Source organism: Alkalihalobacillus sp. NPDC127517, assembly GCF_050276055.1.
Classification (GTDB): Bacteria; Bacillota; Bacilli; order Bacillales; family Bacillaceae_D; genus Alkalicoccobacillus.
In genome coordinates, this window is record NZ_JBNNQX010000002.1 from 359,949 (window position 1) to 383,412 (window position 23,464).

General features: G+C 37.7%; 23 protein-coding genes. 22 read left to right on the plus strand and 1 reads right to left on the minus strand.

What is annotated here, in order from left to right; genetic code table 11:
• Positions 1 to 3: 3 nt before the first annotated feature.
• From ACQKKO_RS04085 to ACQKKO_RS04155, 15 genes are all read left to right on the plus strand, one after another.
• Positions 4 to 1,452, plus strand: a complete 1,449-nt coding sequence (locus ACQKKO_RS04085) for a hypothetical protein (protein WP_498644575.1) — start codon at positions 4 to 6, stop codon at positions 1,450 to 1,452.
• Between the two features lie 37 nt (positions 1,453 to 1,489).
• Positions 1,490 to 3,046, plus strand: a complete 1,557-nt coding sequence (locus ACQKKO_RS04090; RefSeq protein ID WP_498644577.1) for a hypothetical protein — start codon at positions 1,490 to 1,492, stop codon at positions 3,044 to 3,046.
• 70 nt (positions 3,047 to 3,116) lie between these two features.
• Positions 3,117 to 3,647 (plus strand): hypothetical protein, encoded by a 531-nt coding sequence (locus ACQKKO_RS04095; RefSeq protein ID WP_498644579.1) that lies wholly within the window; start codon positions 3,117 to 3,119, stop codon positions 3,645 to 3,647.
• 46 nt (positions 3,648 to 3,693) lie between these two features.
• Positions 3,694 to 4,689 carry a YonB family capsid-like protein gene (locus tag ACQKKO_RS04100; RefSeq protein WP_498644580.1) on the plus strand — a complete coding sequence of 332 codons (996 nt, stop codon included), beginning with the start codon at positions 3,694 to 3,696 and terminating at the stop codon, positions 4,687 to 4,689.
• Between the two features lie 71 nt (positions 4,690 to 4,760).
• Positions 4,761 to 5,324 (plus strand): hypothetical protein, encoded by a 564-nt coding sequence (locus ACQKKO_RS04105; RefSeq protein WP_498644582.1) that lies wholly within the window; start codon positions 4,761 to 4,763, stop codon positions 5,322 to 5,324.
• 15 nt (positions 5,325 to 5,339) lie between these two features.
• On the plus strand, positions 5,340 to 5,783 hold the full coding sequence (locus tag ACQKKO_RS04110) for a hypothetical protein (RefSeq protein WP_498644583.1): 444 nt from the start codon (positions 5,340 to 5,342) through the stop codon (positions 5,781 to 5,783).
• Positions 5,783 to 6,487: a hypothetical protein gene (locus ACQKKO_RS04115; protein ID WP_498644585.1), complete on the plus strand. Its 705-nt coding sequence runs from the start codon at positions 5,783 to 5,785 to the stop codon at positions 6,485 to 6,487. Before ACQKKO_RS04110 ends, ACQKKO_RS04115 begins: the two co-directional genes overlap by 1 nt.
• A 25-nt stretch (positions 6,488 to 6,512) precedes the next feature.
• Complete coding sequence (locus ACQKKO_RS04120; protein ID WP_498644587.1) at positions 6,513 to 6,875, plus strand: hypothetical protein; 363 nt, start codon at positions 6,513 to 6,515, stop codon at positions 6,873 to 6,875.
• A gap of 5 nt (positions 6,876 to 6,880) precedes the next feature.
• The gene (locus tag ACQKKO_RS04125) at positions 6,881 to 7,405 is read left to right on the plus strand and encodes a YomW family phage-derived protein (protein WP_498644589.1); all 525 of its coding nucleotides are present in this window, start codon (positions 6,881 to 6,883) and stop codon (positions 7,403 to 7,405) included.
• Positions 7,386 to 8,129 (plus strand): hypothetical protein, encoded by a 744-nt coding sequence (locus ACQKKO_RS04130; RefSeq protein WP_498644590.1) that lies wholly within the window; start codon positions 7,386 to 7,388, stop codon positions 8,127 to 8,129. Before ACQKKO_RS04125 ends, ACQKKO_RS04130 begins: the two co-directional genes overlap by 20 nt.
• A 42-nt stretch (positions 8,130 to 8,171) precedes the next feature.
• On the plus strand, positions 8,172 to 8,921 hold the full coding sequence (locus ACQKKO_RS04135) for a YomU family phage tail tube protein (protein ID WP_498644592.1): 750 nt from the start codon (positions 8,172 to 8,174) through the stop codon (positions 8,919 to 8,921).
• 75 nt (positions 8,922 to 8,996) lie between these two features.
• Entirely contained in the window at positions 8,997 to 9,350 is a 354-nt protein-coding gene (locus ACQKKO_RS04140; protein WP_498644594.1) for a fibronectin type III domain-containing protein, read from the plus strand.
• Between the two features lie 208 nt (positions 9,351 to 9,558).
• Positions 9,559 to 10,167, plus strand: a complete 609-nt coding sequence (locus ACQKKO_RS04145; protein ID WP_498644596.1) for a YomO family phage-derived protein — start codon at positions 9,559 to 9,561, stop codon at positions 10,165 to 10,167.
• Complete coding sequence (locus tag ACQKKO_RS04150) at positions 10,154 to 10,594, plus strand: YomN family phage-derived protein (protein ID WP_498644597.1); 441 nt, start codon at positions 10,154 to 10,156, stop codon at positions 10,592 to 10,594. The genes ACQKKO_RS04145 and ACQKKO_RS04150 overlap by 14 nt, the downstream gene beginning before the upstream one ends.
• A 29-nt stretch (positions 10,595 to 10,623) precedes the next feature.
• Complete coding sequence (locus ACQKKO_RS04155) at positions 10,624 to 11,622, plus strand: tyrosine-type recombinase/integrase (RefSeq protein ID WP_498644599.1); 999 nt, start codon at positions 10,624 to 10,626, stop codon at positions 11,620 to 11,622.
• A gap of 97 nt (positions 11,623 to 11,719) precedes the next feature.
• Here the strand turns inward: ACQKKO_RS04155 and ACQKKO_RS04160 are convergent, their stop codons facing one another.
• Complete coding sequence (locus ACQKKO_RS04160; RefSeq protein WP_498644601.1) at positions 11,720 to 12,592, minus strand: hypothetical protein; 873 nt, start codon at positions 12,590 to 12,592, stop codon at positions 11,720 to 11,722.
• A gap of 568 nt (positions 12,593 to 13,160) precedes the next feature.
• On the opposite strand from ACQKKO_RS04160, the gene ACQKKO_RS04165 reads away from it, so the two are divergent.
• The 7 genes from ACQKKO_RS04165 (at position 13,161) to ACQKKO_RS04195 (ending at position 23,440) form a co-directional block, all read left to right on the plus strand.
• Entirely contained in the window at positions 13,161 to 13,469 is a 309-nt protein-coding gene (locus ACQKKO_RS04165; protein ID WP_498644603.1) for a hypothetical protein, read from the plus strand.
• Positions 13,462 to 13,764 carry a hypothetical protein gene (locus ACQKKO_RS04170; protein ID WP_498644605.1) on the plus strand — a complete coding sequence of 101 codons (303 nt, stop codon included), beginning with the start codon at positions 13,462 to 13,464 and terminating at the stop codon, positions 13,762 to 13,764. Before ACQKKO_RS04165 ends, ACQKKO_RS04170 begins: the two co-directional genes overlap by 8 nt.
• A complete protein-coding gene (locus tag ACQKKO_RS04175) occupies positions 13,764 to 15,560 on the plus strand; it encodes a hypothetical protein (RefSeq protein ID WP_498644607.1) in 1,797 nt (598 codons plus the stop codon). Before ACQKKO_RS04170 ends, ACQKKO_RS04175 begins: the two co-directional genes overlap by 1 nt.
• 78 nt (positions 15,561 to 15,638) lie before the next feature.
• Positions 15,639 to 16,043 carry a hypothetical protein gene (locus ACQKKO_RS04180; protein WP_498644608.1) on the plus strand — a complete coding sequence of 135 codons (405 nt, stop codon included), beginning with the start codon at positions 15,639 to 15,641 and terminating at the stop codon, positions 16,041 to 16,043.
• A 79-nt stretch (positions 16,044 to 16,122) separates the two neighbouring features.
• Positions 16,123 to 17,094 (plus strand): hypothetical protein, encoded by a 972-nt coding sequence (locus tag ACQKKO_RS04185; protein WP_498644610.1) that lies wholly within the window; start codon positions 16,123 to 16,125, stop codon positions 17,092 to 17,094.
• A 180-nt stretch (positions 17,095 to 17,274) separates the two neighbouring features.
• Entirely contained in the window at positions 17,275 to 17,778 is a 504-nt protein-coding gene (locus tag ACQKKO_RS04190; protein WP_498644612.1) for a phage tail tape measure protein, read from the plus strand.
• Between the two features lie 220 nt (positions 17,779 to 17,998).
• Positions 17,999 to 23,440 (plus strand): phage tail tape measure protein, encoded by a 5,442-nt coding sequence (locus tag ACQKKO_RS04195; protein ID WP_498644662.1) that lies wholly within the window; start codon positions 17,999 to 18,001, stop codon positions 23,438 to 23,440.
• The last annotated feature ends 24 nt before the right edge of the window (positions 23,441 to 23,464 follow it).

The window sequence follows — 23,464 nt, forward strand, 5'->3', positions numbered from 1 at the left end:
AAAATGACTCAAACAACAACTCTAATTGATTTTGCCACATTGAGAAAGCTTGTAATAAAAGACTTAAAGAGTTCTAAGATTCCTTTAAGGTATAGACCAGAACAGATAAAGCAATTTCTTGAACAACCTGAGAAATTCCAAAAAGAATTAAGACAAGTTGCTCGTTATGTTTATGGCATGTCTCCTCATTATAGAAGAACCGTTAGGTACTACTCAAACATGCTAACCTACGACTACTATCTAAAGTTTTACGGCTTCACAGGAAAGAAAATTGCAAAAACAAAGGCTAAAACAGCTTTTTACAAATACGCCTCTTACTCAGACAACCTAAATATTAAATCTGAAATGAAAAAAGCATCTCTAATAGCTTGGAATGAAGATTTTTATTTTGGTTATGAGCATGAAAGCAAAGATTCGTTTTTTCTACAGCAGTTAAATCCAGACAATTGTAGGATTTCAAGTATTGAAGATGGGGTTTATAATTTTGCATACGACTTCTCTTCTTTTAGGTCATGCGAAAATGATTTGGCTTACTTCCCTCAAGAATTCGATATCAAATATCAGCTTTATAAAACTGATCCTAAGCTATATCAATGGCAAGAACTTAATTCAAATAAATCTTTGTGCTTAAAGGTAAATAACGAATTGCCTTATGGGTATCCTCCATTCGCTTCTGTTTTCGAAGATATATTTGATATAAGAGATTACAAAGCATTGAAAAAAGCAAAAGTAGAAAGTGATAACTTCGCAATTGTAACTCAACAAATTCCACTATTAAACGAGAAAAAAGCTGACGACTTCGCATTAAGTTGGGATTCTATTGAATACTTCCACGAAATGGCCTCCGAAGCTACTCCTGACACTACAGGAGTAATTACTTCCCCTATGAAAACAACTCTTGAAAAATTCTCAAAGGATAAGGCGACAGAAGACGTAGTTGGCGCTAGTGAAAAGAACTACTATAGTTCTGCTGGTGTATCCCCACTACTTTTTTCAGGAGATAAAAGCTCCAGTATTGGTTTGAATAAATCAATATCTGTAGATGAACAAGATGTGTACGGATTACTATATCAAGTTGAAAAGTGGCACAACAGAAAGTTAAAAAAGCTAGGTGGAGAAATTCAGTTCTCAGCTTCTTATTTGGAATTGACTCACAACAATCGTGATGAAGTCTTTAACCGGATGCTCAAAGGTGCTCAAAACGGACTTTCTACTAAATTAGCTTTAGCTGCTTCTGTAGGCATGTCTTCATCTGAATTACATTCTCAAGCGTATCTAGAAAATGATGTACTTGGCCTGAATGAAGTAATGGTTCCGCTAAAAAGTACCCATACAGCCTCTGCTAAGGAAAATGATGGTGCTGGTCGTTCTGAAGTATCAGATGACGAGGCTTCTGAAGAAACTATCAGAGCGAGAGATAACGAAAGTAATATAAACAGACAAGAAGACTAGCCTCTCCCCTATTCTTACTATGCGAAGGAGGTGAAAAATGGAAAAGAGAAAAGTAGAAAGAAAGATTCCTGTTAAATTTAATAAATTAACTAGTTATGAGAATGAGGATACTCGTTTTCTAAACGTTAAAATATGGCTGTGTCACACAGGTGCAAATCTTAATGGCTCTTACTTCTCTAAAGAAGTCCTCGAAAAAGCTATTCCCTCCCTTAGTAATACTCCAATACTTGCTTTCCTTGAAGAAAATAATGACGGCGAATTAGATTTCTCTGATCATCGACAAGTTTTAGTTGTAAAAGACAATGAAGTACAGACTAAGTATTTAGGTAAAGCAATAGGAACAATCCCTGAGACTAATAACGCTCAATTTGAAGTGTTAGAGGTTGATGGTATTGAGAAGGAATACTTAACTGTAGAGGGATTCTTATGGACGAAGTTCGATGACTCAATTGACATTATGGAACGTGATGAACTTAAGTCGCAATCTATGGAACTTGATGAGAACTATGAAGGTGGATTTGGTGATGATGGCTTTTTTCACTTTACTGACTTTAAATTCTTTGGCGCATGCGCGTTAGGTACAGGTGTACTCCCCGCTATGCAAGGAAGTCGTATTGAATTGGATTTCAGTACGAGTGAAGTACATAAGGAAATACAAAATAAGATGGAAGAATTGAAGATAATTCAATGCAATTCCGAACAAGGAGGTAATACAGTGACACTTGAAGAGTTACTAGCTAAATATTCTGTAACTACTGAGGAGCTTGCTGAAGCTGAAATCGTCGCTTCTGAGTTTTCAATTGAAGACCTAGAAGAAAAGATTAAAGCTTATCAAGCTGACACTGAGCAAGAAGAAAAGAAAGAGGAAACGCCTACTGAATTCTCATTCACAGCTTCTCAACTAAGTGATGAACTTCGTGCGATTCTTTATAAAGAGAAAACCGTTGATGAATGGGGCTGGGATTACTATAAATACTGGTTCGTAGATTACGATTCAGATAAGGTAATCGCCTACAATGAGACAGACGAAGGTCGTTTAGTTGCATTCAACTATTCAACTGAAGGTGATAAAGTAACAGTCGATTTTGATAATCCTCTAAATATTATTAAGAAATATGAGGTTGTTGAAGAAGCTGTAGCATCTACCTTTATGCCACAAGAGTTAGTTGATTATAAGCTAAAAACAAAAGAGAAATCTATTGAAAAAGCCTATTCTCATGAGAAAACTGTAGCTGTAAATGCTGTTTCTGAAAAACTTGCGAAAGTAGAATCTGACTTTACGTCACTTGAAGCCGAAGCTAAAGAACTTCGTGAGTATAAAGTGGCTAAGTTAACAGAGGAACGAAACAGTGCTGAAGCAGATGTAGTTGAGAAGTTCTCTACTGAGTTATCAGAAGATGAAGTTAAGACTGTTGTTGCTGAAATGAGCAAAGATCCTATCGATGCTATTGAAGCTAAGTTGTACACGTTAATTGGAATGAAAGCTGCTAAGTTTAGCAAGAAAACTGCTACTGATTTTAGCGCAAAAATTCCAGTTAAAACTGAAACAACTACTTCTGGATACGGTGGAATTCTTAAAGGAAACCAAGCTTAACAAACCCATTAGGGGGTTATTTTTTTTACCAAAAATCAAAATTGAAATTATAAATGGAGGCAATTAAATTATGGCATACGGTGTAGTTCGTACTGACTTACTTAAAAAGACTAATCGTCTTTACTCTTTAAAGCATGACACTCTTGAATTTGAAAATGGTTCTGCGGTTGTTGTTGGGAAGTACCTTCCGGGCAAACGTGAGGTTCGCCAAGCGCTAGTTCCAACTGCTGATCATGTTGCAACAGCTTCTATCGCTCTTGTAGACGCTCCTGTAGTTAATTACGAAGAGCAACGCTCTACTGACGCTGCTTTAGAAAACTTTACAAACGTTGCAGGTCTTGCATTCCGCTCTCGTGAGCTTGTAGTTGGAGATATCTTCTCAATCTCACCTGATCGTTTAGACGGAGACGCTACTGAAGATGCGGTTGTAACAGCTAAAGCAGGTTCAACTCAATTCCAAATTGCTGAGTCTGAAGAAGGCGCTAAGTTCGTTGGTCGTGTAGTTGGCAAAGAGAAGTTTGGTACACAGGCTTATGTTGGTCAAGCAGGTGCAGTTGGACGTGTAACTGAGCTAGTTGTTATTGAAGTAGTTTCTAACTAATTAATTATTAAAAATATAAAATAACTCATTTGGAGGACTTAACAATATGAACCCAGAATTAGTAAAAGCATTAATTGATGTAGCTCGTCATCAAGGAGAAGCTACTCAATTTTCTAAATCAGATAATAGCCGTGATGTACGCGAACAATTTTTCAAAGTACTCGGAACAGAAAATCCAACTTTCAAAGACATTCGTGAGAATCCAGTTTTCTTCCGCATCGTTGAAGAAACTTTAGACTATCTAATCAATGATGGAATTGAAAATAACCCGTTCTTTAACCAGTTCGTAGAATACCGCAATGGAGCTGCAGGTGACAAGAACGAATTCTACGTTGAAGATCAATCTACATTGTTTGTTGATGAAGTTGCAGAAGGTATTGCTACTGCTCGTCGTCAAACTTTAAACGTTGGTCAATCTTTCAGCATTCCAGTTCAAACTAAGATTGTAAAAATCTATACTGACCTTCACCGAGTCTTAACAGGTCGTATGGATTGGTCTGCATTTGTACAAAAAGTAGAGCAAGCATTCAATAAAGATGTGGCTCTAGGGATTTACACTAGCATTATGGGAGCTAGTCAACACCTGCCGGCTCAATTCGTTGAGAGTGGTAACGATGCTGATAAAATCCATTCTGTCGCTGATCACGTTCAAGCTGCAACTGGTAAAACTCCTATTATCGCAGGTACTAAGCAAGCTCTTCGTCAAATTGGTTATGCTCCTTCTACTTCTTTCTTACTGAGTGAGAACATGAAAGATCAAATCAACCAAAACGGCATCCTTAACATGTGGGAAGGTCTACCAGTAATCGAAATTCCACAAGTACATACTACTAATACTTTTGATTTCGCTGTAGATAACAAGAAACTATTGATTCTTGCTACTGACGGTAAACCAATCAAATTAGTAACTGAAGGCGAAAGCTTGATGAAAGAAGCTACTGGTACTGAAAATGATGACATGTCTCAAGAGTACGCCCTTATCAAGAAATTTGGTGCTGGAGTGGTATTCGATAGTCTTCACGGTGCAGTAAACCTAGCATAATTATTAATTATTGAGGGGTATATCCCCTCTTTTTAATTTATTTCGATGAACTATAAGGAGGAAATACAGAGATGGTAAGAAGAACTAATACTAAACAAGTTAACGAAGAAAATACAGAGGTTGTAGAAAAAGAGGTTAAGCCTAAACGTCATACAACTCCTGCTAAAAAAGTAAGAAAGCAAATTGATCCACATAGACTAGTTCCTTGTAAAAACGTAACTTCGGGTGGAGTGACTTATCGATCAAAGAAAACAGGCAATGAGTATCGTTGGGAACTACCGGGAGATGTTGAAGATGTCGAAGTTCAAGAGCTAAGAACTATGGTGTCATCAAATAAAAGCTATACGCATACCCCTTGGATTCTTATAGATGAAGAAGAAGATGCGGATGTAATTGAATACCTCGGTTTAAAAAGACTCTACTCAGACCTAATTCTCCCTGATGAAATCGATGATCTTCTATTATATGCAGGGTCTCAAGCACTAGAGGAAAGACTAGAGAAATTGCCAAAAGGCTCTCAAGCTATGATCAGAGATCGTGCCATTGAATTGCGTAAAAATAATCAACTAGACTCTATTGGCATCATTCAAGTTATCAAGAAGTATATAAAGATTGACTTATTAGAAATTAAATAATAAGGCGGTGTTGTAATGCCAACCCCCTTTTCACAAGTTTACGGTATGTTTTTATCTAGCGTCACAAGTTGGGACTATGTAGAGTTATCTGAGGAAGCTAGAAATGCTAACCTCAAGCAATTACTTATCAAGTCTATTGCACAGTTTGATTCATGCAAAAATGCTCATGATATCGATTTAGAGTTAGACTTATTCAAAGAGACACTGCAAATCAATGAAATGATGATTTTATCTGAACTGATGGTTGTTGAATATCTAACCCCAATTGTTATCTCTGATGATCTAATGAACGACCACTTTACTCCTAAAGAGCTAAAAACATTCTCCACAGCTAACCTATTAAAAGAGTTACGCACTACTCGTGATGAGTTTCATCGTGAGGCTTTACGCAAAATGAACTCTTATTCGGTTAGGCAAGGAATGGCTAAAATGTTCAAAAAGAATATGGGTCAAATATAATGGATTATTATGATGCTTATGCAGCTAGAATGAATGCAAAAGGTGCAAGCAAGCGTGACGTGAAGAAAAACAATACCGAAAGAATGTACGATAGAAAAATTCGCAACTCCCCCACCTCTGCTTCATATCTTCTTGATGATACCCCTACATTAGCGATAGTTTCATATGAAAAACGCTCCAACCCCTTCACTACTCAACAAACTTTTCAACGAACATTCCAATTTGAGTCTACGGCTAAAGCAAGTTTAGGGAGTGTGATATCTGATGATGAGAATACCTACATTATCTATGACAAAAGCGATATCGACATACTCCCTCCCTACTATGCTTTAAAGACAAATGATGTTTTAGATATTGAGTTTGAGCCTATGCAGATTGATACAGGTCGTAAAGACGGTATTGGAAGGCCTATATATGAAACGATAGAATTACCTGATTTAAAACTTGATTGTTTTGTAACTGAGAACGCCCGTGTTAGTGAGTCAGCAGACTTTAATAATAGGCCAGTTGTGCTACCTGAAGGTCGTTTAAATGTGTTGATTTCTAATCCTAATCAAGAAATTGAATTGGGTAAGATTGTTGAGTTGTCTATAGGTAAGTATAAAGTTCTTGGAGTAAACAAATTGAACGCTAACGGGACTAAGGGTTATATAACTTTATTAATTGATAATATGCAAGCAGCTTTGATGAGAACTGGCGAGTAAAAATAACTATAAAAGAGGAATCAATATGAGCGATAAGGAGAGAAATGATTGCTACTTCGACGTTGATGTAATACAGAAGCGTATAGACAAACTTGCTAAGAAGCTTCACAACAGTCTCTACATGTATGAGGAAGGCAAAGATCACCCTACTCAAGGATTAACCAAGATTAGAGAACAGCTTCAAGGATTAGGAGAATATGTGGTTTGGATGAAAAGTGAAGATAAATTTATTGATACTTTAACACAAATCAGATATTTAGAAAGTAGTTTTGAGTCACTAGAAGGCTCATATGACGACAAACACAAAGTCCTAAGACGTTCGCTTCTCGACTGTATGAATCAATTGACAAGTGTTTCTAAAGAGCTTCCTAAACATGTGGGAGTGTGATGTGAATGGATCTTAAAAAGAATCTAATCGACTTCTATAGGATTATGATTCACGATGAGATACTTCTTAGGCTTCTACATTATAAAGCTACTTATCTTGATGATGATGTGCTTGAGGTAACTTCTAAAAGACCTAATATTGTCGGAACTCCCTTACAGTGGACAGTAGTAGATCGAAGCATCAGAAAGACACCTAATAATAGTTCTGTAGACAAAAATGAGTTATGCCGAATTCTTATGTTTCCCGCTCGTATGAGACCTACTGGAGAGCATACAGCATCTCAGGCTATAAGATTCCATATCCTCACTCATGAATCATTCGAAGAGGATTTTAGAAATGCCATGATAGTAAATCGATTATTTGATTTATTCCAATCATCAAAGATAACTGGGTTCGGCAGAACTGATGCAATGGTTGGCGATCAACTTCCTGCAGGTGCAGTACCACCTGGCTACCAAGGTTATTTTGTAGAATTTGACTTTGGTATTTCAAAAGGTGGGATGAATAAATATGGCGCAAGACCTATTTAACTTCTCAGGAGAGCCTTTCTATCTAAAGAACGTCGGTAACATTTATCCCCTCAAAGTTAAAGACTATATAACATTCTCCACTCTGTATGAACCAGTATTAATGATGAACTATCAACATTTCAATAAAGAAAAGTCGGTTGACCCTGATGAACCCTCCCTCCTAGAGCTAATCTGCGAAGAATCTGCTAACGACTCCTACGATACTTTATTGAAAATCCTTAATGAGATATTTAAGCTGGCTTTAAGAAAAGATGTCACAGGAAAACGTAAAGATGTTGCTAATGCGATTTTTAAGACTGAAGAAGGTGGAATTATTCATGAGGGGAACTATGACGATGTGCGAAAAGTTATCATGGCTCAAAATCTTCTATTCGATCCCCCACAGTTTAAAAGTAAATTTAAACAAAGATACTTCGAAGGCTGGTTAAAATCACGAGAAGGCAAAGGCGCAAACATTACCTATCACAATTATGTTACTGCCGTTACTGCTCTTGGTGGTTACTTGCCTGAACAAGTTATGGATATGAACGTTTACCAATTAAGAAGCCTGTTCGCTCAATTTGAAGAGATTGAGCAATACAGAAGGCTATCACACATAATTGGTCACGGTGATGTTCCAGAAAGACATTTTGCTGAAGTATCGGATATCACTAAGAGTCCCTATGACGGCTTTTTAAAGAATGAGAAAGACACTAAATTATTGCAAGATCAGACCTCCTCTTAAGGTGGTCTTTTTTATTTGCATATTAATAGGAGGAATATATACATGGCATTGATTGCTGACGTGTTTGAAATGCTTGTCATCGATAAAGATGGTGATGTACTTGCTAAAGACTGGTTGACTGAAGCGAATATCACTTTAGAAACTGCTGAAAATGAAGTACGTGCTGGTCGTGGAAACAGTCTTTACGCTATTCTTCATGGTGATAAGAACATTGAAATCACTTCTAACACACCTGAATTTCAATTAGAACACCTTGCTAAGCACCTTGGTACTGATATTGTAACTGGTGCAGGAACAGCTTTTGCCTCAACAGAGGATCATACTGTTACTGAAGTGGACGGTTTAGCTACTATTACACTTAAAAAAGCTCCTTTATCTGAGAAGTATCTTTCAATCAAAGGTGTAGGCGGTAAGAAAATCCCTAAAGCAAACATGATTGTCTCTGGTAAAGAAGTACAATTCTCTTCTGGTGTTGAAGCAGGAGACAAAGTACGTGTAGAAACTTATGAGTATGCTACTCCTGCTAGTACTAAGCAAGTTGACATCACAATTGATCAATTCCCTAAGAATGTTCGTATCGTACTTACTACTCTTAAACTTGATCGTGATGCTCAACCTGTTTCTGAGATTCAGTTTGATTACGAAAATGTTAAGCCTTCAGCTAACATGACAATCAATACTGCTTCTGAGCGTGACGCATCTGCACAAGAAGCTACATACAGAGTTATGCTTCCTGAGAACTCTAAAAAGCTTGGTACAATTAAAGAGATTCCAATCGACGAAACACCCTAACCCGCCCCAAACATTGACAACCACTAGCGTTGATAGCTCGTCTGTCACGCTAGATTGGTCATAGGGGGAACAAATATGCCAATAACTTATAATGTCTACCGTAACGGTGAGCAAATAGCTACTGGACTATCTGTTACCACTTATACAGATACAGGTTTAAACCCTAGCGAGAATTATACATATCAAGTTACTGCCGTTAACGATATCGGTGAATCAGAGTTGAGTGAAGGATTGGTTGTTGAAACCGAGGCTGTAGTTGAGCCTGAACCAGTGCCGACTCCTGAACCCGAGATTCCAGAAGAAAATACTCCTATTGAGGAAGATGAGTTGGATGAATCAGAAGTGTTAGATGAAACTGACTCTGAACAAGTCATTCCATTAGAAGAGTTTCCGATCGATGAACCAGTTAGCGAAAGTGATGAAGATTAAGTGAGTGAGGAGTAGGTTATAGCCTACCCTCTCTTTTTTATTTGGCTTAATGAGGAATATAAAATAAGCATTTTAAGTAAATTCGAGTGTTTAAAAACGTTGATATCAAGGTTTTTCACTTTAGTAAGATGAAGTAAATATACGTTAGAACAGATATTCGTTATTACTATATACATTTAGAAAAATTGAGATAAAAGGAGATATGTTCATGACCAAAGCGCCTAAGAATCCAAGAGTTACGCTAAAAAAGGCCGAATCTGATGTTAAAAAGTTTGATAAACAGGAGACCTATACTCTTAAAGATGGAAACAACATTAATTTTGATCCGTTCTTCTCCCCTGCAAAGGTGCAAGCCCTAGTTGATGAATATCATGGTGATATTAAGGGATTTAAAGATGCCAACATTCCAACTGATGAACGTTTCATTAATGACTATATGGGGTTTCTGATTGTTAAGCATTTTACAGAGTATGGTAAGTACATTGAGTCGGATTTGTTATTTAAAATGAACGCCTTTGACACCTTGCTTAACAATGGTCATTTGTATGAGATCTTGAGTGACGTGCTTACCCCTAGTGAAATCCATAAAGTGTGGGATGAGATGACTAGAACAGTTGCTACATATCAGCATCTTAATGGATTTAATGAAAAAGTGGACAAAGAGTTTAAGAAACTTGAGATACAAAATAAAGACGCTTTTGAACAGTTTTCTAAGCAGATTCAAGCTAGAAATGTACTGGTTGATAAAGAAAGAAAAGCTGATGATCGTAAAGCAAAAGCTCAAGCTAAGAAGGCTGAGACTGATGGCAAGGAGTAACCAAAAAGGATTTACCACTATGTCCTCCCTTCTTGCGGCTGCAGATGCTGTGGTTAAGCAAGCCGCAAAAGATAAAAATGGATTGGTGGCTAAAGCTGTTGTAGATGAAGGTAAACGTCAAGTACAAGAAACGGTCTATGATGCCTATACGAACGGGATTTATGATCGCTCTGGTCAACTAAAGGAACAATGGGTAGTTGAATCGGTTGAAGATGGAATTCTTGTTTACAACGATAGACGTGATGGAGACAGATACGTAGCAGAAATTGTTGAGACGGGAGATGGTTACGACCAGAGATTCCCTTTTGTCGGAGTACCTCGTCCCTTTACTCAAAACACAATTGATGAATTAGCGAGATCAGGTAAACACGTTCAGGCTCTTCAAGATGAGCTTATTCGTCGTGGTCACAGAGTTATTAGAGGTTAAAAATAGAGAGATAAATGGTAGGTGAAGTGATGACTAAAGAGATTGAGAAGAATATGCTCAGGGAACGTGCTAAGAAGTTGCCCGAAGTTACCGAAGAGCTTTGGAAACAAGTTGACCAAGGACATCGTGACTTAGTAACTGAGTTTCTTGAGGTAAATACATTTAGAGATAAGACTAGAATACAATACACTTCTGCTTTAAAACAGTTCTTTTATTGGGTACATCATTCGTTAAATGATAAGCCTTTATATAAGATTACAAAGCGTGATTTTCTAAGATATCTAAGCTTTTTAAAGAATCGTGGAATGTCTTCAAGTGGTCAGGCTTTAAAGAAGGCCGCAGTATCCAGTTTGAATAATTATATCGAGAATATTGTTTCTGAAGATGATGAGCAATATGAGAAATTCAGAAACTTTACTCGTGGCCTCCCTTCTATTCCTAAGACTCAAACTTACGACAAAGTTAAGGTTACTTATGAGGAATACTTGGATATCATGAAGGTGCTTGAGAGTGACGAGAATTATCTTGCTATGGCTTGGGTTGCAACTGCATTCAATGTTGGAGCTAGGCGTGCAGAGATTATACAGTTTAAGACTGAGATTATAGACTACGTTGTACCAGAGGGTCAGAACTATGTAATGGCACATAAGGTTTGGGGTAAAGGTGGCGGTGAAGGAAAGCCGTTGGATTACATGGTTAACCTTGACGCAATCAAATATATGAAGCTATGGATTGAGAAACGTGGATACGACTGTGAATATATTTTCTCAACTAACTATGGTGGAAACCCTAAGCAAATGTCGGAGTCGTGGGCTGATTACTTATGTTCTGATGTCCTAAGCGATATCTTAGGCAGACGTATTAACCCTCATATCTTTAAAGCCTCAGCAGTAACTTATTTAGTAGACATTAAGAAAGTCCCAATTGAGATTGTTTCTAAATATGTTGCACATCACAATGATATTTCGACGACCCTTAAATTTTATGATCTTCGTGACTTCGAAGAAGAACGCAATAAGATATTTTAATATTGTTTAAACTTAAGCTCCTATACTTAAATGGGAGTTTACGTGTGAACAAAAAAAGAGAAGGCTTCCCCTCTCTCCCACTTGTAACCTATATAGATTAAAAGTTATTCCAAGCGAACCAAGTCCACTTCTCTTCATCATCAATATAATACTCCCATGTACCTGCGTATTCAGTGTCGTAAATGTAACCATCCTTGCCGAAGAACGCTGTATCAGGTAGCTCACTTGGAGGCAAACAATACTCGGCAGGACATAAACCACTCTCACCAGTTAATGGGGCATATCTAAATGTGTCAGAAGGAGCATTGTAAATTTCAGCATCAGAAGTCTTAGTTACTGGATCAACTACAATGTCAAAATGACCACCAGCAAAGATGTGCCAAGGATATCCTTTACCCTCTACCCAACCATCATCTTCGAGGTATTCTTCAACCTCACCATTTTCAGCTTGCCAAGCATCGTCTTTCTCAAATGACTCTTCCTCATTAATTGTTTCGTCTAATGCTTCATCTAACTCGGTTGATTCATTTTCTGCAGCTTCAGGATTACCACTTTCCTCATTAGCTACTTCCTCTGCTTCATCATCTTGATCGACTACAGCAACGTCTTTTTCACTTTCACTAGACTCATTGTTCGTCTCTTCAGATGAGCTTTCTTCATCTTCCTCTAAGCCTAAATCAGCGACAATGAAAGCTAAAAGATCATCACTCACTCTATCCAAGTCAATCTTGTCGATGTCTAGAGTCGGATACTCTTTGTATTTGAAGTTGTTAGTTACTTTAAAGTCATCAGCATACAAAGTTTCGTAATCAAATGAGGATTCATCTAAAGCTTCAAGAGTGACTTCTGTAGGTTCTTCTTTATCAGAGTTTCCTTGGCTAAGTGAAGATAGACCTCCTGAACATGCTGTTAAAAGTACAGTACATGAAATTAATAAGGAAAAACTGAGATTAGAAAATGAATTAGACATTACCTCTCCCCTAACTGGTTATATAGTTGTAGTTATAGTTGTTTTATTTGAATATAAGAAAATTATAGCATATTCATGAAAATATACCCATTAAAAGCAAAATAAAAACACTTATTAAGAACAGGATTTAGATTTGATTATCTAAGCATTGTTCTTAATAAGTGAATTAATCTTCGGATTTAGTCGCAGTGCCAAACTCTTCTCTTATTCGCTTTTCATCGTAATTCTTATCTTCGGCGTACATTAAGATTGCTCTATCTAAAAGCTTCGAAATTGGTACGTCAGACATTTCAGAGTAAAATCGCAAAAATTCATGCAGATCCTTTCTGATTGTAGCGTTAATGTGGGATCTTTTTCTTACCAGTTTTCTAGCCAACGTCTCACCTCTGATTGGAACTAATTATATTTATAATAACAGTTAAATTTATTGTAGTAAACTCTTTATACAATTGCAAATCAATTTATTTATAAAGAAATATACATAAACCACTTTACACTAATTTATCTTTGTAGTAATCTAATCTCAAGCAAGAAAATCATTCCAATTTTAAAGGAGATGGCTTGAGCAATGGTCAGATTATACGGAACACTTACATACTACATAAGCTATGAAGTCTCAGATTTAAGTCCCACACTCGCTTTATGGGAAGCTGACGGTAAATGTATTAGCGAGTTACTAAAGACTGGGTATGAGACTACATTGGTTGATCTAATGGGTAATGAGATTATCAATGTGATGATTGAGGATTATGATTTCGAGTGGGTTGAGTTAGAAGATGATACCGGGCTAGTTTGGAACGTAAAAGATGAAGTGAGAAAAGGATTGCTGATGAACGATGCAGATAGAAAGATAATTGAGGGTGACGATAATGAGTAACGTTAATAATGTTGCACCTCCTCTCTCCTATTCTATTGATGTGTTGGAATTAGCTTTCAAGATTGAAAGTGTGAAGAACGAAAATATTGATTTGGTCAGAGATAATGAGCGGCTGAGTAATGAGAACGGTGTTTTGAAGATAAGGAATGATGCGATTAGCGAAGAGTTAGGATTGCTTAGGAAGTTTGTGAGCGATGCGCTGCAGGTTAAGGTTGTTGAAGTGTTGAGGATTGGTAATGAGTTGGATGAGATGAATGGTATGAAGAAAAATAATAGTGATAAGGAGGTGGAATGATGGGGATTATTTGGGATCAAGAAGTTGAAGTTAAATGGAACGGTAATACCAAAAAAAGATATATTGATCTTGGATATAAATTTGGTAAATACGGCGATACCTTTGCGATAAGCATTAAACACCTCTCACCATCTTCAAGATGCAAAGTTAAATTCACATGCGATAGTTGCCACTGCATCTTTTTAAGGGATTATAAAAATGGGAGTCGTGCATTAAACACTTACTGCTCAAAAGAATGTTCTGGAAGAGGTAAAAGTGCTAAACCAAAAGAGCGATTCGAGTTAACTTGCGAACAGTGTCAAAATAGTTACTATGTTCCGAATAATTTAAGAAATTCTTCACGTTTCTGCAATAAGAAATGTTTGCAAGAATGGCAATCAATCGCATTTAAAGGCGAAGGCAGCGCCAACTACGTAAAGCGGATTCCTTGTAAATGTGGTACCTGTGGAATTAACCTCCTAAGAACTAAAAATTACTTAGATCAAAGAAGCAACGTTTTTTGTTCTAAAAAATGCTCTGATCATTATTTGCACAATGTTTTTATGAAGCTTCCAGAACCAATTGAAAGAAACAGGCGTGTAGCTCTTAACAATTTAACATCTGGCAAGATAAGCCAAACAAACTCGAAGCCTCAAGTAATCGTTAATCAAATCCTTGATGACCTTAAATTAGACTATGAAAATGAGCATATCGAAGGATATTTCGCTTTCGATAATTATCTAATTAAACACGGACTGTACATCGAAGTGATGGGTACCTATTTTCATTGCGATCATAGAAAATATAAGGAAGTCAATTATGAAATGCAAGTTAGACGAATTGTACAGGATAAAAAGAAAAGAAGAAAAATTAGGAATAAATATAAAAAAGACATATTATATCTTTGGGAAGAGGACATAATTTCTCAGCCCAAATTAATTAAAAGCCTCATAAGTCTCTATGTTGAATCTAGCGCAAAATTAGAAAGCTATCATAGCTTCGATTATTTTACTCACAAGTCTGATCTATATATTAATGAAGTATTAGAAAAACCATACATGGATTTTACCTCTAAAGAACTTGATTTAATCATTGACTTGGAAATTAAAGATAAAGTCAGAGGAATTGATCCTTCAAAATACATTACAATCAATTGTGAAGGTTGCAATAAAGAGTTTGACAGAAGAATAAAACAATTCATCAGGGCTAAAAAGAACTATTGTTCTAAAGATTGTAGGACAAATAGTACAAGGAGACTGTTAAACTGTTATAACTGTAAAGCTGAAATTACCGTGAAAAAATACATTGCTGATGAACTAGATGAAGGTAAAAGAAATAGCGTTTTTTGTGATAGACATTGCAAGTATAAATGGGACTCAAAATTCGTTGGCAAGCTAAATCCTCAATACGAAAGATTTGAAAAAGAATGCGAGTTTTGCAAAAAGAAAGTTATGCTTCCGAAAAATAGATTGGATAGGTTTAAGTTTTGTTCTAAAAAATGTACAACAGATTCAAGAGCTAAACCACTTAATAAAGTGTCTTGTGAACAGTGTGGTAAGGATGTTTATAAAAACGATTCTAAATTAAAGAAGAGTAAGAATCATTTTTGTTCAAATTCTTGTGCAGACACTTTTAGATCAAATAAAGCCTATACAAACGATCCTTGTGAGTCATGTCATAAGGAATTTAGGAGAAGAAAGAAATTAAAGCAAAGGTTCTGTTCAACAGCATGTCAAGCTAGTTGGCAGTCAATAGCTTTACGAGGCGAAAATGCAAACAACTTTAAACATGGCAAGGCAGTTTCAAAAATAACATAACCGATGAACGCCCTTTCAGTGTATAATACTATTCGAGTAAGAATATGAAATACATACCAATATGAAAGGGTGATTTATTTGTATAAAAGAGTAGTTTTATCCTCATTTTTTATTCTGACAGCACTTATACTTTTCGCCTGCTCCTCCCCTCCTGACGGTATTTCAAAACAAGCGTATGAATTAGGAAAGAAACATGTCAAGGAGATTGAAGATTGCTCAACTAATCAAGACTGCGACGATGATGACTTATCTGACAAATTGGTTTTTGAATTAGATGCGCTCGACTCAGGTGATGCAGAGTACAAAGACTCAGAGGTTATGGCAGCTACATTCACATCTTTAACTAGCCTTATGATGTTAAAAATTGAAGAGAGTTATGCTGAAGGTGAATCAAATAAGGATTTAACTGAAGCAAAGGTTGAGTATAGAATCGAAATCGACAACCTTAGAAAAACACTTGGTGAAAAGCCTAAATATGATTAAATCTACAGACATTCGCTTATACAGGGGTGTCTTTTTTCATTTCTAAAAGGAGGTGACGTCTATTAGCGATAATCTTCGTATGCTCATTACTGCTGGCGTTAATCACGGAGCAAGTCTAAGTGAGTTGAATGCCGGAATTTTGTCCCTACAGAAAAAGGTAAAAAAACTAGACCTAGGCTTGAGCATTAATAAAGCTGAGTTAAGTACATTCAATAAGCTGACTAAAGAATTTAACAAGATTAATAAAGAAGCCATTAATACAAAAAGGGTTATTGAATCTGCTTTGTTGCCAGACGGAACTAGGGTTAATCGTGAATACTTTGGTGGCTTAAAAGGCGAATTTGCTGAAATTGTTCAACGAGCTAACCAAACTTCAGACTCTATGAAGAAAAGTTCTGGTCATACCAATGAAGTTGTGAAACAGACAAAAGCACTCAACCTTGAATTAAATAAGACATATGAACTGACAAAACGTACTACAACAGAAAACGCCAAAGGTGCTAGAACAACTACCGAGGCCTATAAAAGTGCTCAAACAGGGCTAACACAAACCTTAAAGCTAAATCAACATGGTGAAGTTGTGCAACGTAAAGTCACCAATAACGTTGTTAAACAGAATTCTGAACGTGAAAAAGCTTTAAGATACGAACAGCAAGTCAGAAATAATATTGAAAAGAATCGTCAGGCTGAGGAACGCAAAACGAAAGAACTGCAACAACAGCTAAGAATTTATCAACAACAAGCAGCGTTAAATGCTCAAAATATTAGACGTACTCATGGTACGCATGTAGACAATACAGGTCTTAATAACTATTTAAACTCCGTTAATAACCTCAACGCAAGAACCCCTAACCTAACTCATCAAATGCAAAATCTCAATATGGAATTCAGAAAGCTTAGTGGTAATGCAAAAGAAGCTGCCGGTGCTACTATGCAAGCTGGCATGTCTGTTGGCGAAAGTTTAAAAACCGCTCTAACTAAATTCCCACTGTGGATTGGTAACAAGTTCACATTAAACCTCTTTAATTCGGTGGAACTCCTAACATACTAAGATGAGGACAATACCGAGCGAAGCCTATTTCCCTTTATAGGAACGTGTAACGACTATGGTGAAAACCAGTACACTCAAGCGAGTGGAAACGGGAGGTATCCGAAAGGATAAAGATATAGTCTTATCTGTATGGAAACATACAGTAGTTCATTAGAGAACACGCTTATATTAGCGCTATAAGTGGAAAATATATGGGCAGCAGCCACAATGTTCTACGCTCCATTACGTGCAGCACAGGAGCTAACATCGCAAGTAATAGAGTTAGATAAGCAAATGACTACACTTGTTAGGGTTTCAAATGGAGAAATTGATAGGGCTCATATATTGCAGCAAAGCATTGATCTTGCAGACAGGCTCTCAAACCGCATACTGGATATAAACGAAGGAATTCAGCTCTTCGCCAGACAAGGCTTTAGAGGCGATGGATTAATCGCAATGACCGAAGCAGCCACAATGTTCTCTAATATATCTGAAATGAACGTTGATGAGGCTGCTTCAGGTATTACGGCTATTGTAAATGGCTTCAGAGAAGTGCCTGAGTATGCAAAAGTAGCGGTAGATGCGATTAATGAAGTTGACAATAACTTTGCGATATCTTCTCAAGACATAGTAAGTTCTGTACAGAAATCTGTGGGTTCAGCGAATACATTCGGTAGAAATGCCGCCTTTTTGAGAAATCATTAAGTGAAGAATTGGGCAAAAACGGTGAAGGCTGAGATGCTAATACCGTGCTAATCACAAGGATTGCGTTAGGCTTTGTGACAGTGTAGAGCATAGAAGGTGAATAAATATAATCCTTCCACGAGTGTCCGACTACTTGAAAAGTAGAAAATATATGCCGAGCTTATATTAAATCAAATATAAGAACTAAGGGATAAAAAGCCTTTAGGTTAACATTTAGCTGATTTCACTCCAAGAACTCATAGGGTACAGTACTGCTATAGGAGAGACCACAAGAGAGTCGGGAAATATTTTAGGAAATAGTTTGAAAACAATCGCCTCTCGTGTTACAACTATGAACCCTAGTATTGATGCACTAGCCTCTGTTGGAGTAGCGGTACATGATTTAGAAGGCAACGTTAGACCAGTAGCTAGGATACTTGATGATCTAGGAGAGCGCTGGCAGACTTTAAATGCAGAACAACAACAATCAATAGGTCTACAGATAGCGGGCAGGTTTCAGCTTTCCAGATTTTTGGTATTAATGGGTAATTATGACAGAGCTTTAGAAGCCACTGCTACTGCAACCAATTCTGCAGGATCAGCAGCTAGGGAGCAGGAGATTTTTTACGAAAGCCTTGAGGCACGTTTAGCTCGTCTCAGTAACACATTTACTGAGATTGCAATAGCATCAGGTGAAGCGTTATTACAAGACGGTATAATTGTCTTTGCAGAAAGCATTGGTACTTTGGCAAGCAGTGGTGCAGACCTCATCCAAACCTTCGGTTTACTCCCTTCAGTTATCGGAGCAGCGAGCCTAGCTACAATGCTTTTCAATAATAACCTACGTACCTCAGTTATGACAATGGGAATGAAATCTTCAGCAGCTACTACCTTAACTGGCACACTCGGATTATTACAAAAAGGTGCTATTGCTACTGGAACTGCCTTTGCAACTATGGGCAGATTTATGGCCGGCGCTTTCCCTCCTCTACTACTAATCTCTGGTGTAACTTTTGCACTTGAAAAACTGTTCTCTGTAATGATGGACAATTCACGTAAACAGAAAGAAATAGAAGACAATCTCAACGATTCAGTTGAGTCTTTGCAAGCTAATGAATCTAAAATCAATAGTATGGTTGATAGCTACGCTGAGCTTGAGAAAGCTAAAGAAAGCGCAGGTAAACTTAATACAGACGAAGAAGCGGAATACAACCGTCTAACTTCTGAGCTTGCCACCCTACTCCCATCTGTCGTAACTGGAATGGATGCAAAGGGTCAAGCGATAATTCTCAACTCAGACAAACTAAGAACTGAAATCGAGTTATTAGAACGTAAGCTAGAGCTAGAAAAAGCTGACGCAATCGCCGAAGCTCCTCAGATGTTAGACAAAATAGCAAAGACAAGAAGCGATTTAGAAAGTGATAGAGAGAGTAATGAACTTGTAACCTCTACGCTTGAGAAGCAGCTTGAGATGCAACAGTCCAAGATTGATGAAGCTCAAACAGACGGTCAGAGACTTTTGGCTCAGCAGAAATACGATGAGATGTACGAAAGTCTAAGAAAAAGAAGACACGAGACTAACACAATTGATCAACAAATCTTAGAGACTGCAAAAGATATCGATCAAGTATATCGTGATATCATTTCGTCTTCTGAGTACCTTTCAGATGGAGACCTTGAATGGCTCAGGTCGTTAGGCAAAGGCACTGAAGATACTTTAGAGCTCGGAGATGCGCTCTCCGTAGTAAGACAAAATGTTGGTGAAGCCTTTAAGACCGACAATGTTGAGAACTTTACTTCAAAACAAGCAAACGCATTAGCTGATATAAGTAAAAGCGTTAAGCAAGGTGAGACTGATTGGGATAGTTATAAAAAAACCTTAAATGATTTAGGTTTTGAACAAACTGATAATGTGATTAGATCCTTACAAGGCTCAGTTTCTGATTTGCAAGCACAGCTAGGTCAGAATTTATTTGAAGATCTTGAAGGTAGCATTCCTATCACTTCTATGGAGCGTCTTAATGAGTTAAATGATGAAGGCGCTACTTTGTATATGGAAATCAACGGTCAAATCGTTGAATATACAGAGAACATGGATATGGCTACAGTAGCAACTGACACCTTTGCTGACACAGTAGAGACTTTATATGATGCTTACGATCAAACCTCCTCCGAGATGTCCATCCTTAATGGTTTACTTGATGATCTAGCAGAAGGTAAATCTTTAACAGCCACCGAAGTAATGAAAATGGCACGCGAAACTGAGGGTTTGATAGACCAAATCCAGATAGAGAACGGTCAGATAAAACTCAACGAGCAAGGTATCGAACAACTCCGTCAAGCTAAGATGAAAGCCTACTCTGATATGATCGAAGCTGAACGTAAGTCCCTCCTCGCTACTGGTGACGCAGTTAAAGAGAAACTTAAATCCTACGGTATCGAAATCCAAGCTATCAAGTCTGTTGCTGATGCCAAACAGGAGCTTGCTCGTTTAGACGAAGAAATCTACAACGCTAACGCTTCTATCGGCTACGGTGGTGAAGAGTCTTCTGCCGATATCTATCGTACCAATATGATTGGTCAGGCTCGTAGAGAAGTATCTGATTTCTCCGAACAACTCTCTACTCTCGATAAGCTCTCCGAATTAGCCGGCTCTTCCCTCTCCACTGTTGGCTCTGAAATTGAGAATACTGCTAACGCTTCCTCCGATGCAGCAGACTCCCAAAAGGATTCAAACGATCAAACCAAAGAAGCCCTCTACATTACTGATGAGTATCGTAACAAGATGGCTCGTTTTAATGCTGAACAAGCTAAACTTAATCGTCTAAAGTCTCAATATGCTCAACACTCTAAGAAGTATCGTGATGCTATTCAGAAAGAAATTGACCTCTTAGAACGTCAACGTTCCACTCAACAAGCTCAAGTTGATGACTTAAACAATCAGATTAAGACAGGTAACTATAAACAAACTGGTATGCAAAGTTGGACTACTGGCTCAACTGGTTATAATCAGAATGGTCAATTAGTTACTCGTGTATCTGAGCCTGCTGTTCGTGCTTCGGGTGGTAATCAACAACACACTGTTCCTGCCTCTACCTCCTCTTCAAGGGGCGCTTATTCAGGTAAATATGCTAAAGAAATTAACGCAGCAGCTAGTAAACATGGTGTCGACCCCCACTTAATCGCAGCTATTATCCAACAAGAGTCTGCTTTTAAACCTAATGCTCGTTCTCATGCAGGCGCACAAGGTTTAATGCAATTAATGCCTGCCACAGCTCGTAGCTTAGGTGTAAAAGATTCTTACAACGTGTCTCAGAACATTGACGGTGGTACTAAGTACATCGCTCAACAGTTGAAAGCGTTTGGCACTCTTGAGAAGGCTTTAGCAGCTTACAATGCTGGCCCCGGCAACGTCCGTAAGTATGGTGGTATCCCTCCTTTCAAAGAAACTCAAAACTATGTGAAGAAGATTACCGGTAACTATTCTGGTAATGGCTATTCTTCAAGTGGTGGAGCTTCTGTTGCGTCATCTGGAGGTTCATCTGGTGGACAAATGCCTCGTGGCTGGGATAAGAAAATCACATCTAATTATGGTATGCGTACTCTCAACGGTAAAACTGCAATGCATCACGGTATGGACTTACGGGGAGCTACAGGCGATCCATTAGATTCAATCGTTTCAGGTAAAGTCATATTCGCTGGTATGGGTACACCGGGTTCAGGTTACAACGGTTACGGCAACACAGTAGCTGTTCAAGCCTCTGACGGTAATGTTCACTTGTATGGCCACTTAGATAAAGTTATTGCTAAGAAAGGTCAAACAGTTAACGTTGGAGACCAAGTTGGTACTATTGGTAATACAGGTAATAGCTTCGGCTCCCACCTCCATTATGAAATTCGTAAGAATGGTGAGCTTTACAATACAATTAATCCTCAAGGAATGGTCGGTCAAGTTAAAGCAGGTAATATCACTTCTGCTGGTGGCTCAGGATCTGGCGAAGGCGTATCTGTAGGTATTGCCAATAAAGCTCAATCTAAAGATAATGCTCAGAACGAGATCATTGGCATCGAAGGTGAAATTGGCTCCATTGATGAACAAATCTCTAAACTTCGTGCTGAAATTATTAACTCCCAATTAGCTGAATATGATCGTGAACGTGAGAAAATTGAAGAGCGTTTAGCTGAGATTGACTTAGAGCAATCAGAAACATATGACTCCTCTCCTACTTGGATTAAGCTACAACAAGAACGTGAGAAGTTGATCGCTAAACAACTTCAACAAGATGAGAATGCGAAGAAATATCTTGAGGGTGAGATTAAGAACAACAAGAATTTAACTGAAGCTCAAATCTCCGATCTACAAGACTTACTTCGTCAACGTAATATCTCTATCTCACAAGTCACTCAAGAGTTAAATGATGTGGCTTTTTCTGTCATTGAAGCTAACCTACGTGCCTTCACTCGTAAAAAAGAAGAACTTCAAAATGAGTTTGATAAGCTAGACTATCAAATGAACCGTGAAGCCGAAGGTACTAAGAAGTGGATTGACTTACAGCTCAAGCGTGAGAAATTACTTCAAGATGAGATTAAGCATGATATTGATGCGATTAAATATGTTAAGGATCAGATTAAGAACAACAAGAACCTTAACGCTTCTCAGAAGGAAGTATTAAAGAATAACCTCACAGACCTTCAATCTGAATACTGGTCTAAAGAACAAGAAATCTTAGATGCAAGACTTAAGATGGTTGACCAAGTAACAGACGCTTACAAGAAGGCCTTAGAGGCTCAACGTGACGCTGGAGTTAAGGTTATTGACGACTTAATCTCCGCTATCGATAAAGAAGCTTCTGATGAGGATTACAATAAACGTTTGCAGAAAGAATACGATAAGCGTCAAGAAATTATGGACGATATCGCTAAACTTTCACTCGATGACTCAATGGGTACTCAGAAACAAGTTGAGGACTTGAAGAAACAACTAGAAGAACAGAACATGTCTATCGAGGATATGCAAACGGATCGTACTCGTGAGCTTCGTAAGGATGCTTTGAATGAGCAGAAAGATGAGTTAACGAATAAGTATGATCAAATCTTAAATGATGAAGAGAAGTTTAATAAGATTCGTGAGCAGATGATAACTGGTTCTAATAAAGCTATTATCAAAGACTTGAATGAGTTTTATAAAGCTGTCTCAGGCAACAAAAATATCGATAAGACCACTCAGAATGACTTGAAGAATGCAATTAATTCGGCTAACAGCTACTTAAGTGGTTCTAAAGATATTAGCAAGATTCAGCAATTCAACACTGGTGGGTATACGGGTAACAATGTCCCTAAATCTGGCGCTCTAGCCATCTTGGATAACAAGGAGTTAGTGCTTGATAAGAATGATACGAAGAACTTCCTTGAAGCTGTTAAAGAAATGAGGTTTCTACAAAATAACGGTTTTATAGAAAAACTGAAGTCATCGTACATACCGGGGATGAACTTATCTCACCTCACAAGTGGTTTAAATTTACCTAAAAACATCAATAGCAGTAAAAATTCCACTACAACCCACTCAACTGTTATTCAGAATTTGATCGGTAACTTAAACATTACGGGAGATAAGGCTGGCGCAGACCATGCAGTTAATCTTATTAAAAACTCTCTTGATAAAAAAGGGATTAGATACACATAGGCACAAGAAGCGTGGAATTCATCT

Excerpts from the sequence above, each read along its gene's own strand:
- ACQKKO_RS04085 (WP_498644575.1), top strand. The coding sequence starts at position 4 with ATGACTCAAACAACAACTCTAATTGATTTTGCCACATTGAGAAAGCTT.
- ACQKKO_RS04090 (WP_498644577.1), top strand. The coding sequence starts at position 1,490 with ATGGAAAAGAGAAAAGTAGAAAGAAAGATTCCTGTTAAATTTAATAAA.
- ACQKKO_RS04095 (WP_498644579.1), top strand. The coding sequence starts at position 3,117 with ATGGCATACGGTGTAGTTCGTACTGACTTACTTAAAAAGACTAATCGT.
- ACQKKO_RS04100 (WP_498644580.1), top strand. The coding sequence starts at position 3,694 with ATGAACCCAGAATTAGTAAAAGCATTAATTGATGTAGCTCGTCATCAA.
- ACQKKO_RS04105 (WP_498644582.1), top strand. The coding sequence starts at position 4,761 with ATGGTAAGAAGAACTAATACTAAACAAGTTAACGAAGAAAATACAGAG.
- ACQKKO_RS04110 (WP_498644583.1), top strand. The coding sequence starts at position 5,340 with ATGCCAACCCCCTTTTCACAAGTTTACGGTATGTTTTTATCTAGCGTC.
- ACQKKO_RS04115 (WP_498644585.1), top strand. The coding sequence starts at position 5,783 with ATGGATTATTATGATGCTTATGCAGCTAGAATGAATGCAAAAGGTGCA.
- ACQKKO_RS04120 (WP_498644587.1), top strand. The coding sequence starts at position 6,513 with ATGAGCGATAAGGAGAGAAATGATTGCTACTTCGACGTTGATGTAATA.
- ACQKKO_RS04125 (WP_498644589.1), top strand. The coding sequence starts at position 6,881 with ATGGATCTTAAAAAGAATCTAATCGACTTCTATAGGATTATGATTCAC.
- ACQKKO_RS04130 (WP_498644590.1), top strand. The coding sequence starts at position 7,386 with ATGGCGCAAGACCTATTTAACTTCTCAGGAGAGCCTTTCTATCTAAAG.
- ACQKKO_RS04135 (WP_498644592.1), top strand. The coding sequence starts at position 8,172 with ATGGCATTGATTGCTGACGTGTTTGAAATGCTTGTCATCGATAAAGAT.
- ACQKKO_RS04140 (WP_498644594.1), top strand. The coding sequence starts at position 8,997 with ATGCCAATAACTTATAATGTCTACCGTAACGGTGAGCAAATAGCTACT.
- ACQKKO_RS04145 (WP_498644596.1), top strand. The coding sequence starts at position 9,559 with ATGACCAAAGCGCCTAAGAATCCAAGAGTTACGCTAAAAAAGGCCGAA.
- ACQKKO_RS04150 (WP_498644597.1), top strand. The coding sequence starts at position 10,154 with ATGGCAAGGAGTAACCAAAAAGGATTTACCACTATGTCCTCCCTTCTT.
- ACQKKO_RS04155 (WP_498644599.1), top strand. The coding sequence starts at position 10,624 with ATGACTAAAGAGATTGAGAAGAATATGCTCAGGGAACGTGCTAAGAAG.
- ACQKKO_RS04160 (WP_498644601.1), bottom strand. The coding sequence starts at position 12,592 with ATGTCTAATTCATTTTCTAATCTCAGTTTTTCCTTATTAATTTCATGT.
- ACQKKO_RS04165 (WP_498644603.1), top strand. The coding sequence starts at position 13,161 with ATGGTCAGATTATACGGAACACTTACATACTACATAAGCTATGAAGTC.
- ACQKKO_RS04170 (WP_498644605.1), top strand. The coding sequence starts at position 13,462 with ATGAGTAACGTTAATAATGTTGCACCTCCTCTCTCCTATTCTATTGAT.
- ACQKKO_RS04175 (WP_498644607.1), top strand. The coding sequence starts at position 13,764 with ATGGGGATTATTTGGGATCAAGAAGTTGAAGTTAAATGGAACGGTAAT.
- ACQKKO_RS04185 (WP_498644610.1), top strand. The coding sequence starts at position 16,123 with ATGCTCATTACTGCTGGCGTTAATCACGGAGCAAGTCTAAGTGAGTTG.